This window comes from Cohnella mopanensis (genome assembly GCF_022352055.1).
Lineage (GTDB): Bacteria > Bacillota > Bacilli > Paenibacillales > Paenibacillaceae > Cohnella > Cohnella mopanensis.
Window position 1 is genome coordinate 387,941 of the sequence record NZ_JAKRWM010000010.1, and the last position, 16,779, is coordinate 404,719.

The 16,779-nt window shown below is 51.1% G+C and carries 12 protein-coding genes and 1 riboswitch; of the genes, 4 read left to right on the top strand and 8 right to left on the bottom strand.

Going from position 1 to position 16,779, the window contains the following annotated elements; translation table 11 throughout:
• Positions 1–18: 18 nt before the first annotated feature.
• Both L3D05_RS17690 and cobJ read right to left on the bottom strand, forming a co-directional pair.
• A complete protein-coding gene (locus L3D05_RS17690; protein ID WP_239617626.1) occupies positions 19–1,077 on the bottom strand; it encodes a sirohydrochlorin chelatase in 1,059 nt (352 codons plus the stop codon).
• 25 nt (positions 1,078–1,102) lie between these two features.
• Positions 1,103–2,842: a precorrin-3B C(17)-methyltransferase gene (gene cobJ, locus L3D05_RS17695; RefSeq protein WP_239617627.1), complete on the bottom strand. Its 1,740-nt coding sequence runs from the start codon at positions 2,840–2,842 to the stop codon at positions 1,103–1,105.
• Between the two features lie 108 nt (positions 2,843–2,950).
• Between cobJ and L3D05_RS17700 the strand changes: the two genes are divergently transcribed.
• Together L3D05_RS17700 and L3D05_RS17705 are read left to right on the top strand one after the other, a co-directional pair.
• The gene (locus L3D05_RS17700) at positions 2,951–3,898 is read left to right on the top strand and encodes a hypothetical protein (protein ID WP_239617628.1); all 948 of its coding nucleotides are present in this window, start codon (positions 2,951–2,953) and stop codon (positions 3,896–3,898) included.
• A 22-nt stretch (positions 3,899–3,920) separates the two neighbouring features.
• Positions 3,921–4,784 carry a hypothetical protein gene (locus tag L3D05_RS17705; protein WP_239617629.1) on the top strand — a complete coding sequence of 288 codons (864 nt, stop codon included), beginning with the start codon at positions 3,921–3,923 and terminating at the stop codon, positions 4,782–4,784.
• Between the two features lie 66 nt (positions 4,785–4,850).
• A riboswitch (cobalamin riboswitch) is annotated at positions 4,851–5,076 on the bottom strand.
• Between the two features lie 96 nt (positions 5,077–5,172).
• Here the strand turns inward: L3D05_RS17705 and L3D05_RS17710 are convergent.
• The 5 genes from L3D05_RS17710 to L3D05_RS17730 form a co-directional block, all read right to left on the bottom strand.
• A complete protein-coding gene (locus L3D05_RS17710) occupies positions 5,173–5,529 on the bottom strand; it encodes a (2Fe-2S) ferredoxin domain-containing protein (protein WP_239617630.1) in 357 nt (118 codons plus the stop codon).
• Between the two features lie 168 nt (positions 5,530–5,697).
• Complete coding sequence (rarD, locus tag L3D05_RS17715) at positions 5,698–6,585, bottom strand: EamA family transporter RarD (protein ID WP_239617631.1); 888 nt, start codon at positions 6,583–6,585, stop codon at positions 5,698–5,700.
• 164 nt (positions 6,586–6,749) lie between these two features.
• Positions 6,750–8,444 carry a type 2 periplasmic-binding domain-containing protein gene (locus L3D05_RS17720; RefSeq protein ID WP_239617632.1) on the bottom strand — a complete coding sequence of 565 codons (1,695 nt, stop codon included), beginning with the start codon at positions 8,442–8,444 and terminating at the stop codon, positions 6,750–6,752.
• Between the two features lie 108 nt (positions 8,445–8,552).
• Positions 8,553–10,160 (bottom strand): response regulator transcription factor, encoded by a 1,608-nt coding sequence (locus L3D05_RS17725; RefSeq protein ID WP_239617633.1) that lies wholly within the window; start codon positions 10,158–10,160, stop codon positions 8,553–8,555.
• 37 nt (positions 10,161–10,197) lie between these two features.
• Positions 10,198–11,976: a sensor histidine kinase gene (locus tag L3D05_RS17730; protein ID WP_239617634.1), complete on the bottom strand. Its 1,779-nt coding sequence runs from the start codon at positions 11,974–11,976 to the stop codon at positions 10,198–10,200.
• A 150-nt stretch (positions 11,977–12,126) separates the two neighbouring features.
• On the opposite strand from L3D05_RS17730, the gene L3D05_RS17735 reads away from it, so the two are divergent.
• The gene (locus tag L3D05_RS17735; protein ID WP_439647957.1) at positions 12,127–13,080 is read left to right on the top strand and encodes an ABC transporter permease; all 954 of its coding nucleotides are present in this window, start codon (positions 12,127–12,129) and stop codon (positions 13,078–13,080) included.
• 15 nt (positions 13,081–13,095) lie between these two features.
• The gene (locus L3D05_RS17740; RefSeq protein ID WP_239617635.1) at positions 13,096–13,968 is read left to right on the top strand and encodes a carbohydrate ABC transporter permease; all 873 of its coding nucleotides are present in this window, start codon (positions 13,096–13,098) and stop codon (positions 13,966–13,968) included.
• A 406-nt stretch (positions 13,969–14,374) separates the two neighbouring features.
• On the opposite strand, the gene bglX is transcribed toward L3D05_RS17740, so the two are convergent.
• On the bottom strand, positions 14,375–16,573 hold the full coding sequence (bglX, locus tag L3D05_RS17745; protein WP_239617636.1) for a beta-glucosidase BglX: 2,199 nt from the start codon (positions 16,571–16,573) through the stop codon (positions 14,375–14,377).
• Positions 16,574–16,779: the final 206 nt, after the last annotated feature.

Below are 16,779 nucleotides of genomic sequence, written 5' to 3' on the forward strand. Positions count from 1 at the left end.
TTGCACCGCTCCTTCCGCTTATGAGGATACCGACGCCGATTTGCCGGCTACGGTTTTGTCATGGGAATGTTCATGCTCGTGCTCGTGCTCGTGCTCGTGCTCGTGCTCGTGCTCGTGATCATGGTCGTGGTGGTGATCATGGTCGTGATGGTCGTGGTTGTGATCATGGTCGTGGTTGTGATCATGATCGTGATGATCGTGGTCGTGGTGATGACCATGTCCATGGTGATGATCGTCATCGTCGTGATGGTGGTGATGATCGATATGCTCCATAGCTGCCGTACGGTATTGGCACATATCGCAGTTCATCTTAGCTTCGCCTAGCATCGCTTCCAAAGCTCTTTCCCGCAAAATATGCTGAAGCAGAGGATGAAAACCGAAATAGTCCGCCAAGGCGAATTCGCTATCCGGATACTGTTCCTTATAGCTCTCCAACATTTGTTCCATTCTCTTAATCAATACGCCCGTGAACAGAAAATAAGGAAGAATGATAACTTTGCGTGCTCCCAGCTTCAAACAACGCTCCACACCTTCGTCTATTAAAGGTGCCGTTACTCCGATAAACGCCGTTTCCACCCATTTAAACTTCATTTTCTCCCAGAACAAACGAGAAATTTTGAACAGGTCGCTGTTCGCGTCGGCGTCGCTGCTGCCTCTTCCGACGATAAGGATGGCCGTATCTTCGTTCTGAAGCTCGTCTGCCCAATCGTTAGAAGGCTTTACGCTTTCTAATCGGGAGCTTAATATTTGCAACACTTGCTCGTGTACCCCGATGGGCCTGCCGTAAACGAATTGAATATCCGGATAATTAACTCTTGCTTCGTCTATTTCCGCAGGGATATGGATCTTTGCATGGCCGGCCGAGAACAACGTGATCGGAACGATGGCTACACGAGTGGCCCCTTTGGCTATGCACTGGGCGATTCCTTGCGCGATCGTCGGCTTAACGAATTCTAAGAAACAAGTTTCTACTAAATAAGAGGAAAGCTTCTCCGAGACGACTTTAACCATTTCCCGAATTTCTTCATTTCCCGCCTCGTCTTTGCTACCGTGGCCTACGAATAATATGGCGTCCATCCTATTAACAGCCTCCTTTATCGGTTTAATCACCGCAAATCGCATTTTCTATTTCGAATACGGGTTGGTCCTGATGACGGAACCCTTCGATTTCTTTGACTCTCTTGAAAAATTTATGGAACCGTTCGTTCGGATGGCCTTCCGCGCGATATCGCTTCACGATTCGGTCGATCATCGCCACGATCTCGGTTGGCTCGATGCCTTCCGCTACCGGCTGCGCCGGATGTACGTTCCGGCCGATCGTTTTGCCTCCAAGGAATAAATCGAATTTACCCTTCCTATAGACCACGCCGATATCTTCCTGCACGGCACCGTAACAAGCCATTCCGCAGCCGTTAAAACCGATCTTCATTTCCTTGGGCAAGCTAACGCCACCGACCTTCCGTTGCAGCTCTTCGGCGTAAGGAATGGAGTCACCTTTCTCCTTGTCGCAGAAATCGCAGGCTTTAATCTGCGCGACGTCGCCTATAGGCGAGAGCAGAAAACCTTCCTCCCGGAGCTTGGTCGTAATGGCATCTGGATCCGACGTAGGGACGCGGACGATCATCTGATGATGCGGAGTATAATCCATCGTCCCTTTCTCGCCGACGACATCGGCGAGCGCAAGCATCTGCCTGGACGTAAAGCGCTTATCGGCAACGCCGGTGCTGACCGCGAACTCGAAAATTTCCTGTTGCTTGAAGGCAACAGCCGTTGCATAGCCCGAAATGCTCCGTCCCTCCGAAGTCGACGGAATACCTCGCGCTCTGTCCACGAGTTGCAGGGCATCTATGGCTAATGCCAGCGATCCTACAACTTTGTTGCTGCTATCGCTAGGTTGTGTAAGCCGAGATGTCGGCATTTCATCAAGTTCATTTTCTTGTTCTTCGTCATCCGCATCGATTAGATCCTCGTTGTCTAGTTCCTCATCGTATAGTTCCTCATCCTCGTCCGTCCATTGACGCAATGCCCAAGGTTCAGCCTCCTGCTGCAGCCGTTGATGCGGACGAAGCGGCTGTACGTCCGCTCCCAACGTATATTTGCGCTGATAACCCCGGGGAGTAATCATAAGGCCATCGTAGACAACGGTCGAAGAATTTCCGATAATAACCGTCGTCAGCATGCCGATGTCATGATCCAACATCTCTCGTAAAGTCGTGAGCACCACATGTTGCCGCTCCCGATAGGCGCTCTTCACGATCCCGACCGGCGTCTCGGGGGAACGATATTTGAGCAATATTCGTTGGGTTTCCACGATTTGGCGCGTTCTTCTTCCGCTCCGCGGATTGTACAGCGCGATAACGAAATCAGCCTGCCCCGCGGCATCGACCCGTTTCGCGATCAAATCCCATGGGGTTAGATGATCGCTGAGGCTGATCGTGCACGCATCGTGCATGACAGGAGCGCCAAGCAAAGAAGCCGAGGAATTGATCGCCGATATTCCCGGAATGATCTCGACTTCCACGCCTGTCTTCCTGTTCCATCCCTTTTCCATCAACACTTCATAGACTAATCCGGCCATTCCGTAAACTCCGGCGTCTCCGCTCGAAATCACAGCGACTTTCTTGCCTGCCTCCGCTTGACGAACCGCTTCCTGCGCGCGGCTTACTTCCTCCGTCATTCCCGTTCGCACGATCTGTTGATCGGTTAACAATCCCCGGATCAAGTCGACGTAAGTGTTATAACCGATGACGACGTTGCTCTCCTGGAGCGCTTCCCTCGCCCGCTTCGTGATATGCTCGAAGCTGCCGGGACCGAATCCGATAATTAGCAACTTGCCTGCCATTATTCGCACATCCTTTCGATTGCTAGGCTTTCGAATCCAGCACCTCACGGCACTTTTTTGGCCTTCATTTCCCGCGCACTGCCGAATCCGCACAAACAAGGTACTTTTTTGGCCTTCAGTCCGCACGCACAGCCGCATCCACACAATCAAGGTACTTTTTTGGCCTTCAGTCCGCACGCACAGCCGCATCCACACAATCAAGGTACTTTTTTGGCCTTCAGTCCGCACGCACAGCCGCATCCACACAATCAAGGTACTTTTTTGGCCTTCAGTCCGCACGCACAGCCGCATCCACACAATCAAGGTACTTTTTTGGCCTTCATACCCCGCGGACAACCGGATCCGCACAAACAAGGTACTTTTTTGGCCTTCATTCCGCACGCACAGCCGAATCCACACAATCAAGGTACTTTTTTGGCCTTCATTCCCCGCGCACAGCCGAATCCGCACAATCAAGGTACTTTTTTGGCCTTCATACCCCGCGCACAGCCGAATCCGCACAATCAAGGTACTTTTTTGGCCTTCATTTCCCGCGCACAGCCGAATCCGCACAATCAAGGTACTTTTTTGGCCTTCATTTCCCGCGCACAACCGGATCCGCACAAACAAGGTACTTTTTTGGCCTTCATTCCCCGCGCACTGCCGAATCCGAGCGACCAAGGCACTTTTTTGGCCTTCATACCCCGCGTACAACCGGATCCGCACAAACAAGGTACTTTTTTGGCCTTCATTCCGCACGCACAGCCGAATCCACACAATCAAGGTACTTTTTTGGCCTTCATTCCCCGCGCACAGCCGAATCCGCACAATCAAGGTACTTTTTTGGCCTTCATACCCCGCGCACAGCCGAATCCGAGCGACCAAGGCACTTTTTTGGCCTTCATACCCCGCGCACAGCCGAATCCGCACAATCAAGGTACTTTTTTGGCCTTCATTTCCCGCGCACAGCCGAATCCGCACAATCAAGGTACTTTTTTGGCCTTCATTTCCCGCGCACAACCGGATCCGCACAAACAAGGTACTTTTTTGGCCTTCATTCCGCACAACACAGCCTGATCCGCGCGACCAAGGTACTTTTTTGGCCTTCATTCCGCACGCACAGCCGGATCCGCGCGACCAAGGCACTTTTTTGGCCTTCATTCCGCACGCACAGCCGAATCCGCGCAACCTAGGCACTTTTTTGACCTTCATTCCCCGTGCACAACCGTATCCGCGCACCCAAGGCACTTTTTTGCGCTTCATACCCCGCGCACAGCCGAATCCGCACAATCAAGGTACTTTTTTGTCCTTCATTCCCCGAGCACAACCGTATCCGCGCAACCAAGGCACTTTTTTGGCCTTCATTCCGCACGCACAGCCGGATCCGCGCACCCAAGGCACTTTTTTGGCCTTCATTCCGCACGCACAGCCGAATCCGCGCAACCTAGGCACTTTTTTGACCTTCATTCCCCGTGCACAACCGTATCCGCGCACCCAAGGCACTTTTTTGCCCTTCATACCCCGCGCACAGCCGAATCCGCACAATCAAGGTACTTTATTGGCCTTCATTTCCCACGCACAGCCGAGTCCGCTCGACCAAGGCACTTTTTTGGCCTTCATTCCGCACGCACAGCCGAATCCGCGCAACCTAGGCACTTTTTTGACCTTCATTCCCCGTGCACCACCGTATCCGCGCACCCAAGGCACTTTTTTGCCCTTCATACCCCGCGCACAGCCGAATCCGCACAATCAAGGTACTTTTTTGGCCTTCATTTCCCACGCACAGCCGAGTCCGCACGACCAAGGCACTTTTTTGGCCTTCATTCCGCACGCACAGCCGGATCCGCGCGACAGGGACGACTTCCCTCACAAAATTACGAAAATAAAAAAAAGCATCTCCAACACAGGAAAAGTGTTAGAAATGCTTCTCAGCACGGAAACCTTTATATTAACGAGTATTTAATGAAGTACCCGTATCATGAATAAAAGGCAAGCCTATCCCTAACACCTCCCTAAATCCTCGTAGGTCGACAGTGTTTAGAAGTAGGCTGGTTTCCTGACTTGGAACATCATCCTCCGTTTACCTTCCCAGATCGCATAAAAGCTAGCTCCAGTGGCATATCAAACGGAAAAACTGCCGATCCCGAAGATTCGGCGTTCCTTACAGTGGCGGGTCCGTGTCGGTTTCTCACCGAACTTCCCATTTAAGCTCGCTTGAGATTTTCTCATGCAGCACCTAGATCTTAATGATATTCAATTGTCACGGTCATCTTATCATTGTCGTCCTATCGTTGTCTAGCGAATCGCGCGGTCTGGCAGACTCCTTTTCCCGACAGGAATCCCAACGTATCTTAAGCTTTGTCTATCCCTGTAACGGATGCCCCGGTTGCCACCGCATCAGGCTCGAAAGCATAGACTAGATTCGTTTCCAGCCTATCGCCCGAGACAAGCTTGCGGACTAATTGCTTGCCCGTTTCCGGCGTCATCTCCTTATACCATAGCCCTTGCGGGTACGCGATTACGACGCATGCATCCAAGCAGCGACCATTACAGCGCGTTCTTGTCGTATGGATGAGCCGATCGGCCTCCAACCGGGTTATCTCTTCCCTGATCGCCACGGTGACTTCCTCGCCCTGCTGCCGCATGCAGCTCCCGCCGTTGCAGATCAGCAAGTGGCAACTCGTTCCTTGCAAATTCCATGTGCTCAAACGTCACAGCCCCCTCTTCGCCCTCAGGCCGCTATTATTATACCATCTCGTTTCTCTTACGAAGATATCGAAATATAAAAATACAGCAAACAGAGCAAAGCTCCTCAACAATATCGCATAACCAATAAACACCCGTTCGGCTGCACAGTGCGGCAGCCGAACGAGTGTTTATTTGGCATTCTCAGGACGAAGAGCGCGAGCTGCCCGTATCGAAGACATCGCATATACGACAAGCGCGGTCCAGATCAAGCAGAAGCTAATGAGTAAGACGGTGCTTATCGTCTCCTTGAATACAAGCACGCTTATAATAAGAGTTAAGGTTGGACCGATATATTGCACGAATCCGAGCATCGAAAGCGGGAGGCTCCTTGCCGCTTTGGCGAACAACAGCAGCGGCGTAGCCGTCGCAACACCCGATAGCACCAACAATAGCAAAGAGGAGAGGGGTAGCGACCACGCCGTATCGAGATGCGAAGCGCCGAGATATCCCCAGTAGATGATGGCCACGGGAACGACGATCATCGTCTCCGTCATGAGACCGAGCGAAGCATCTATCTTCACTCTCTTCTTAACAAGTCCGTAGAATCCGAACGATAAGGCCAAGGAAATCGATACCCATGGGAAGCTTCCGTAATCGACGGCGACCAGCAGAACACCTGCTGCCGCCAACGAGACGGCTATCCATTGGCCTCCCGTCGGCTTCTCGCGCAAGAAGAATACGGCAAGAACGACGTTAATCAGAGGCGTTAAATAATAACCGATACTCGTTTCTACGACGTGACCGTTATTAACCGCCCAGATGAAGATCAACCAATTCGCGGTTATCAATAAACTGCTGAAGATTAAGGGAAGTAACGTTTTCCTGTCCGTAATCGTCGCCTTGAGCTCTCTCCACCGCTTCTGAACCGCGATAAGTCCGGCGACGAACAAAAAAGACCATATGATCCGGTGAGACAAAATTTCGCCAGCCGGCATCGTTTCGAACCATTTCCAATAAATCGGGAGAAGTCCCCAGATCGTATACGCGATGATCGCGTTGATTAGTCCGTTTCTCATGCTAGTCGATACCTCTTCCTGTTCTGTTCAAATAGACATGAACGGAATTATACCACCTTGGTCGCAGACTGAACACGGTAATTGTTAGTCGAAATGTAAAGATCACTCCCCTATTCGGCAATAATAACCGAATATAGGAGCGATCTTTAGTTACGCCGCCAAATTTATTGCGACACGGACTTGAACCATTCGTTAACTTCTTTCGTTACTTGATCTCCGCCGTTCGCCTTCCAGCTTGCGACGAATTCGTCGAATGCGTCTACCGGAAGCTTGCCGTAAATGATTTTGTTGAACGTCTCGAGCTCGGATTGACGAAGCAGGTTCCATTTCTCGATCATCGTTGGCGTTGCGGCGCCCGTAAAGTAGTTTTGCTTACGAATGTCGATCTGCGACATAACAACCTTAGCTGCATACCAGTTTTCCGGCTTGCGGAAAGTCGCGAGTTGATTCTCGTAAGGCGTTTCCGGCTTACCGCCATCCGCCAGCTTAACGAGAGATTTCATATATAGATCGGGAATACGCGCAGGACCCGTGATGTACGGGAACTTGTCGAAGAAGTCTTTACCGATCTTTTCTTTGTCATTCGTCGGTTGGCCGTCCACGACATCCCAGTCGTAACCTTTGGCGAAGCCGTACTCGTAAGGGCTTCCGACTGCCGGGTTAGCTAGATTGTCGAGCAAGTAATTGTAATACAGGATGATGGCTTCCGGATGTTTCGCGTTTTTGTTGATCATGAAGCTGCTGTTAACGCCGGAGTTCTGCCATTTGGTGCCCATCAAGCCGTCTGGGCCCGCGGGAACCGGATAAGCTTTGTATTTTGCGCCTTTTACGTTTTTCAACAAGTCCGGAGCCGGCCAGTCAGGCACCCAGTTCGCGCCCGGCAGTATGCCAGCGTTTCCTTTAGTCCAAATTTCGGCAGATTTTCCTTCGTCCCATAACGCGGAGTCCGGATGAATATAGCCTTTGTCCATCCATTCTTGCAGCTTGGCAAGCGCTTGTTTCGCGCCGGGATTAACGGAACCGTATTCGAGATTGCCGTTAGCGTCTTTGTTCCATTGCTCCTGAACGGAACCGTAAGCTCCGAATAACCAGTCCAGGCCGCCCATCCAAGTGTTCGTATTGTTCTTTAATGAGATCGCAAGAGGAAACACGTCTTTCGCGGCCAAGCCATCCGGATTTTGGTTTTTGAACTTGTCCATGATGTTCTCGAGATCCGCGATCGTTTTCGGTTGCTGAAGGTTCAGCTTTTCCATCCAATCCTCGCGCAACCACAGAAGCGTGTCGTCATTATCGGTATATTCCATGATCGGCAGATTCCACTTCTTGCCGTTCTTCGTGAAGGGATACCACAATTCAGGGTGCGCCGCCGCATGGTCTTTCCATACTTGAGTCGCGTATTTGTCGAACAGCTCGTCGATCGGGATGAACTGCTCGGAATCGATCAATTGATTCGTCAGAACCGCGTCGGTCGGCACTTGAACAAAGTCGGGCAGCTTCTCGCCGGAAGTAAGCGCGAGTTGGAGCTGTTGTCTGTATTGGTCCGAACCGGCTGGATACCAAGTATCCTTATACTGGATGCCTAATGTATCGAGCATCCAATGATCGTGGACGTTGTTGTCCTTCGTCTCTCCCTTGGTGTACTCCTTCGGCATGATAACCGTGCTAATGTTAATCGGCGGATCGTATTTGCCTTTCTCGAACGCAAGATCCGCTTCGGATTTGCTTGCGGATGCCGACTCGCTCGGGCTAGCCGAACCGGTTGCGGCAGCATTTCCGTTGCTCGCGTTGTTGTTGCTGCAAGCAGAAACGAGTAGCGATACGGCTACGAGTGGCAGCCATAGCTTTCTGAACTTAGCCATTTTTGATTTCCCCCTACGGTGTAAGATTGTTACATGTGTTACTTTACCAACGAGGCTAGGAGGTCATCTATAGGAGTTTATTAGTTTCCATAGGACTCTGTCATGTTGTTATTTTCCTTCCCGATATTCTTGCGGCGTAACCCCGAATTGTCTCTTGAACACTTTGATAAAATACGCCGGGTCCAAGTAGCCGATGTCCGAGCTGATCTCGTATATTTTCCTATCGGTCGTCTTCAGCTTATGGCATGCGGTCTCCAGCCGCAAACGGGACACGTATTCGCTCACGCCTTCACCCGTTTCGATCTTGTACAGCTTGGAGAGATGAGTTGGATGCAGGTTCACGTGATCGGCAAGCGCGCGCAGCGACACGTCGTGGTGCAAGTTCGCCTGTACGAATTCCTGGATTTTCATGACGTACACGGAGCGGATGTCTTTGACTTCGTTGGACGTACCCTCCTTCAACTTGCCCAGAGCAATAAGGGCCCAACTGCGCAGCTTGCCGATCGAGGAGAACGCTTCCCCGTTCTGCAACGCATCGATATCCTCTCCGAGCAATCCGGCTAGCGTATGCCCGTTACGATGGGCGAAATGGGTATACGCGGACGCGATAATATACCCCGATTCCAAGCAATGTTCCCAAGACTCCGACCACTTCTCGTCCAGCTCCGCAAACACGTCCCGAAGCTTCTGTTCCGCCGCTTCCCAACGTCCGGCTTCCAGCAGATTGTTTAATCCGGGCGGAGCATGAATGGCATCGAGCGCGCCTTGCGACAAGCTGTTCTCAACGTTCCCCGCACGCATGACGAATTCCCGTTCGTCCCCGACGATTTGCCTGAAATAAGCGAGAGCGTGCCGATATCGGTCGTAGAGCTGATCCGGGAAAACAAACCGTTCCGTCGTGACGATGGAAATGGCCCCCTTCAAAAACTGCTTTACTTTCGATTGGAGCTGCATGGCGAGCTTCTCGAGCAATATTTCTTTCCCGGAATCCTGTACCGTTTCCTTGAATTGCAATAAGAAAGCCAAATAACCATGCTCTTCCTTGACGCCCCACACGTTCGAGAGTTCGCCGAAAATTTCTTCGGCAATATTAATGACCGCGTATTCCAACAATTGCTGTCCGTTGTTGCGATATTGCCCGAATTCATCTTCCATCCGTACAAGTAAAAGCGCACACTCTCCGTTGCGGAAAGGCAAGCCGTAAGTATCGAGCTTCCGGTGCCAATCGTCCGTAGGCAACCTTTCGCCGCGGAATGCGCCTAATAGCAATTGTCCCCGCAATAGAGGCAAATTTTCCCTCAACGCATATTGGGTACGCTCGAAGGAACTAACGCTTTCCCATTCGTTCTGCAATTGCTCGACCGCGGATTTCACCGCTCCGAGCAATTCGTCGTCCGTCGGCGGCTTAAGCAAATAATCCACGGCTTGATGCCGAAGCGCTTCCTGCGCGAATTCGAAATCCGAATGTCCGGATAAGATAATGCATTTGATGTTCTTATCGCGCTGACGAATTTCCCCGATCAGCTCGATTCCCGTCATCTCGGGCATAAGAACGTCGGAAATCACGATATCGATCGGATGCGTCTCGATCAACCTCAGCGCCTCCTGCGCGGAATACGCTCTATGGACATGATCGATGCCCAGCGTATGCCACGGTTTGTTCAAAGACAGGTTGTCCACCCAATGGGCTTCATCGTCCACGATGATCATTTGCATTTGCTCGTGCTCCTTGTTGAATGGAATGATGGCGGCGTTAGTTCCCGGTAATTTCCCAAACGATCTCGGTACGGAATCCCCCAAGATCGGATTTCGCAAACTTGAGGTAAGATCGTTCTCCAAATTGATGGATAATCCGTTGATTCGTGTTCCAGAAACCGTAGCCCATATCTTCTTGCATAGGTCCCCGGTTTTTACGGTTCAGCGCCTCCAATTGATCTTCGGTCATACCGGGTCCGTCGTCGTCGACGAATAACTTGCAGAAGCCGCCCGTCATCTCGCCGGTAATTCGGATTTCCCCGGAAGAATAGCTCTTCCCTACCCCGTGAATGACGGCGTTCTCCACGATCGGCTGCAGCATCAGACGAGGAACTTGCTGTTTCATCATTTCCTCGGAAATATCGATATGATAATGTATTCTTCCGTTTCGCAGCTTCTGGATATCCAAATAATTGATGATCAGTTGGACTTCGTCGGCGAGCGAAGCCATCGGCCGCTCCATTCGCGTAATGTAGCGGTAATAGGCACTTAAGTTATATCCCATCGAAACGACGGCTTCCTCATCCTTCATTTGGGCCATATTAATCATGTATCCGATGCAATTGTACAGAAAATGAGGATTTATCTGCGCCTGTAATTGCTTCAATGTCGCTTCCTTGGCCAGAAGCTTCTCGTTCAGTACGTTCTCGATCAACGTTTCGATCTGTCGCGACATATCGTTGAATCGATAGAAAAGGAAAGAAAACTCGTTGTTGCTGTTGGAATGGAGCCGTACCGAGAAGTCCCCCCGTTGCACGCTTTGCAATCCTCGAATAAGCTTGCGGATCGGACGTTGGACGTTCCTGTACATGAGCACGGAGGCGGATATTCCGACAACGAAGAGCAAGACCATCGCCAAATAGAACAAATTACGGCTGAACGAGATCGGTCCGAGAATTTGGTCGAGCGGCACGATGTCCACCAAATACCATTCCAGATGAGTCGACTTCACGGCGCTGAGCAAGTAACGCTTATTGTCCAGTTCGACGACCTCTTGAATCGTATCCCCCATGCTTGGACTTTGACCATCCAAATAAGAGACAAGCTCGTTCGACAGGCGTTCGGAGGCGCTACGGTTCAGGATCGGAGCATCTCCTTTGTGATAGAACAACGGATCTCCTTGCCCGCCTGCTTTATAGGTATCCAGCATGTTCTGAATATTCTGTTGGTTAAAACTAGCTTGAACGACCAAGTTACTTCCTCTGAGCACGTCTTGCTGGCCGAACGAATCGGAATAAAACCAATGAAACTCCTTTGATTGCCTGGATTCCGCGTCCGCGCCCTCTCCATAAGACCATTTCCCCGTCACGTTATTTTTCAAATATTCCGCATCATACTCCACCTTATCGCTGGCGTTCGAGATCGCTTCTTTATTCAACTGGGAATACACCGTGAATTTGACCGGCCATATGTTCATGACCCCGGATTGAAGCATCATCTTCTCCTGGATCACGTATCTCGTCTGCATCCGGTCGTAAAGGTCGTCCCAAATGTTCAATCCGTTGAACTTGCGAACGTTCGGATCCCTGGAGAAGGTCACGACGAAGTCCATCGTCTGATTGATTCGCGATTCGATCTGGCTCGATAGAAAGGCAAGCTGCTTGCTGTTCGATGCCTGCAGCTCCTTATCGATGACTTTGGACGTAACCCCGTTCGAGTAAGTAAACAAGACGATAATCGGAATGAACAATACGAGGATCAAACCGTTGATTTTCGCGAACAGGCTAAACTTGGAACCCCATCTTTTTTTCACAAAATCCATGCCTTTGTTCAGCATCCTTAACCGGTCCCCCCAGGCAATGTCCCTAACAAAATACTATCGATCCTAACAATGTCTTATAGTTCGATGAACGTACGCGTTGTTACTATATATATCAGGGCTTCACCTCATAAGACAAATGAGATTTTATGGAAACGGGAGAGTGCTATGGAAGAAACTACACTGCGGAACGCAAACCTCAAAGCCGTCCGGAAATCCGATAAGAGAAAAGGTTACAAGATCCCGTGGACTTTGCACTTGATGGTGCTCCCGGCTGTTCTGCTCGTTTTCGTATTTTCCTACTTGCCCATGTCGGGCATCGTTATGGCTTTTCAGGATTATAAAGCCTCGCTGGGGATTACCGGTTCTCCATGGGTCGGCTTGAAACATTTTCATTACATGTTCGAGAATGACTACTTCGTCAAAATCATCGGGAATACGCTGTTGTTCGCTTGCTCCAAAGTCGTCCTGAACTTGATTATCCCGTTTACTTTCGCCTTGCTGCTGAACGAGGTCAGACATATGGGATACAAGCGATCCATTCAGACGCTCGTCTATTTGCCCCACTTTCTGTCATGGGTCATCCTCTCGGGCATACTGATCGACTTGCTCTCCCAAACGGGTATCGTTAACCAATTCCTAACGTACGTGTTCGATCTTAAAAAACCGATTTTCTTCCTAGGCGACGGAACTTGGTTCCGGCTTACGATCATTTTCAGCGATGTTTGGAAGGAATTCGGATTTAACACGATCATCTTCTTAGCCGCGTTGGCCGGAATCAACCCCTCGTTGTACGAAGCGGCCGAAGTCGACGGCGCGGGCCGTTTCAAGCAAACGATGTATATTACGATTCCTTCGCTCGTGCCGATTCTTATCGTCGTCGCCACGTTGGCTCTGGGCAACGTACTCAACGCGAACTTCGACCAAGTATTTAACTTGTACAGTCCGATGATTTACCAACAAGGCGACATCATCGACACCTTCGTCTATCGGGAAGGCTTGCTGAGCGGTCAATTCAGCTTCGCTACGGCAGTCAGCCTCTTCAAATCGATGATTAGTTTGATCCTGATCGTCATTTCGTATCGTCTAGCCTATAAAATCGCTGGATACCGAATCTTCTAGAAAGGATGACGCCGAATGTACCACAAAACATTGCCTTATCGAATATTTAGCGTATTTAACTATGCGCTGCTCGGTGTGATCTCGATCGTTTGTTTGTTGCCGTTGTTCCATTTGTTGATGGTATCCTTGAGCTCGACCGCTCCGGCTAACGCCGGGCTCGTGTCGTTCTGGCCGGTTGGCTTCACTTTCGAAGCGTACGCGAAAACGTTCGATAACGTGAACTTCTTGACATCCCTCGGGGTCTCGTTAAAAAGGACCATTCTCGGAACGGCGCTGGCTTTGATGGTCAATGCGCTTGCCGCTTACGCGCTTTCCAAGGATACTCGCGTATTCCGTGCCAGAAACATATATCTGTGGTATTTTGTCGTGACGATGCTCTTTACAGGCGGCCTTATTCCAAGCTACATCTTGATCTTGAAGCTTGGTTTGTTGAATAATTTATTGGCATTGATCCTGCCGGGCTTAGTCGCGGTCTACAATATCATCTTGCTCTTGAACTTCTTCCGCACCGTGCCGAAAGAGCTGGAAGAAGCCGTGTTTATGGACGGTGCTGGGCATTTTCGCAGCTTTTTCTCGATCTACCTTCCGATCTCCTTGCCGGCGATCGCTACGATCGCTTTGTTCACGATGGTCGGTCATTGGAACGCTTATTTCGACGGGCTGATCTACATGAAGGTAGCCGAAAAGCTTCCGCTCGCCAGTTTCATGCAAACCGTAATCGTAGCCGATAATATGACGGGTTTCGATGTGTCCGTCGTCGTTAACAAGTCGCAGCGCACGATCAAGGCTGCCCAGATTTTCATCGGCGCTTTGCCGATTCTGATCGTCTATCCTTTCCTGCAACGGTTCTTCGTTAAAGGAGTCGTCATTGGTGCCGTCAAAGAATAGGCAACTGAAGGGCGTGGCCGGTTACGCAATCGCGTGCCTGCCGCGCTTCTTTTTTATGACCGCCTCGTTACACTATGCGTACGTTACTGCGTACCTATTCGCTCTACCGCGTACACTTCCGCGCGCCAAGGTACTTTTTTGGCCTTCATTCGCTCCACCCCGTACATTCGATGCTCGCCAAGGTACTTTTTTGGCCTTCGTTCGCTCCACCTCGCACATCTCCCGCTACCAAGGCACTTTTTGTGCCCTCGTTCGCTCCACCTCGCACATATCCGGAACTCCGCGCCCTCCTCCATCCCGCTACCGGAAAAACGGTTGTACAACAGGAGCTGTCCCATGAATCTTATGGAACAGCCCCTGTTGCGTGCGTATCGGAATAGTTGTTTTCTTAATGTGGATACGAAGTTTATTTCACCAATTTGAACGGAAGCTCGGTATTTCTCTTGCTGTTAGGGCCGATGTAAGCGATGAAGGCTCCGGCGTCGCTGTCATGCACGAGATCCGAGTGATAGTAACGTAGTTGACTCTCGCTAATCTCGAATTCAAGCTTGCGGCTTTCTCCCGGCTGAAGCGCGACCTTGCGGAAATCTTTCAATTCCTTGACCGGCCGCACGACTTCGCCGGACAAGTCTCTCACGTATAGTTGCACGGTTTCCACTCCGGCCACGCTTCCCGTATTCGTCAGCGTTACCGTTACTTTGAGCGGCTCGTCTTGCGTCATGACGTTCGACGACAGCTCGGCATCGCCGTATTCAAAGTCGGAATAGCCGAGACCGAATCCGAAAGGAAGCAACGGTTCGTTCGGAATGTCCAAGTACTGGGACACGTAACGAACCTGTGCGTCCGGAGCTCCTTGCGGGCGCCCAGTGTTGTAGGCGTTGTAATAAACGGGCACTTGCCCAACGCTGTAAGGGAAGGACATCGTCAGCCGGCCTTCCGGGTTGGCGTCGCCGAACAGCAAATCCGCGACCGCATTGCCCGCTTCGGATCCCGGGAACCAAGCTTCGAGAATAGCATCCGCTTCCTCGTAAACCCCATGCAAATCGAGAGGTCGTCCATTGAACAGAACGACGACGACCGGCTTGCCTAGCGATTTGATCTTGCGTACCAATTCCAATTGGACTTCCGGCAAACGAATGTCCGCCCGACAGCCCGCTTCCCCGCTCATATCCGAATGTTCGCCTAATGCGAGGACGATCGTATCCGCAGCTTGAGCAGCCGCGAGCGCTTCCTGCCATTGCTCTTCCGTAGCCGTCTCGATTCCGCAGCCGTCCGCCACTGTCAATGAACCGGACATTTTGCTTCGCAACCCTTCGTCAAGCTTGACGGCATCTTCTTTGGAGCCTGTCCAAGACCAAGGTCCGAGCACGTCGCCATTGCTCGCGAACGGTCCAATCAAAGCGATCTTACGATCCGCTTTAAGCGGAAGCGCGCCTTCGTTCTTTAGCAGGACGCAGGATTTAACCGCAAGCTCCCGCGCCGCCTCGCGATGGGCTTCGCAGAACACGACGCTCTTCTCCCGCTCCGGATCCGCTGCCCGGTAGGGATTGTCGAACAACCCTAGCTTCTGCTTCAAGGTTAGAATCCGCAGCACCGCTTCGTCGATCAACGCTACGTCCACTTCCTTGTTGTCGATAAGCTCGGACAGATGCTTGACGTAACAGGAAGTCATCATCTCGATGTCTACTCCCGCTTTGATCGCCTTGGCCGCCGCCTCCGATTCGTCCGCCGCGATTCCATGAGCGATCAATTCTTTCACCGCTCCCCAGTCGGAGATGATGATCCCGTCAAAGCCCCATTCCTCTCTCAGCAGCTTACGCATAAGCTTCGAATTCCCCGTCGCGGGAATGCCGTCCACCGTGTTAAAGGAAGTCATTACCATTTCGCAGCCTTCATCTAACGCGGCTTTATAAGCCGGCAAGTAAAATTCGCGCATCTGGCGGTCGGACAGATCGACCGTATTATAGTCTCGGCCGGCTTCGGCAGCCCCATATGCCGCGAAGTGCTTGACGCATGCTGCGACCCTATCCATGTCGCCTGATAAATCCGTTCCTTGGAATCCCCTGACGAATGCTCTTGCGAATTCCGAGTTCAAATAAGGATCTTCCCCGGTCGATTCCACGACTCGTCCCCATCGCGGATCGCGAACGAGATCCACCATCGGCGCGTAAGTGACGTGAACGCCCGATACGGATGCTTCCTTGGCCGCGATTTCCGCGCTTTTCTCCGCGAGTTCCATATCCCACGAACAGCCGATAGCGAGCGGAACGGGAAAAATCGTCTTAAAGCCGTGAACGATATCCGCCATCATCAGCAACGGAATCCCGAGGCGATTGTTCTTCAGATGAGTTCGCTGAACGTTGATCGTTTCCGATGCACCGGCCATTCCCAACACGGATCCTGAGTTATGAACGGTTTGTTCCGTAATGCCGAGTGACTCGATCGGACCCGTAATCAACCCGTCTCCCTCCGCTCCCTCGTAGAAAGGAACGGCTAATTGGATGAGCTGCGCGATTTTCTCGTCGAGCGTCATTTGATCTACAAGGTTTTGCAAGTTCGGATGCTTTACCGCATCGGACGGTAATTGTTGTTTTGGATTGGACATGATCTCGTAACCCCTCTAGCTGTTTGGTTTAATAGGCATTTCATTTTTAGTGAAACGTTTGGGTTTTGTTCAATTCGATTATAAATCCGCGATTTAAGCGCTGTCAAACTTATATTTTATGGAATTAAGACAGTGAAAATCTTACTTGAAGTGACATCTCGTTTAAGTTATAGTTAAAATCGAAACGTTTCACTCGATATCGGCTT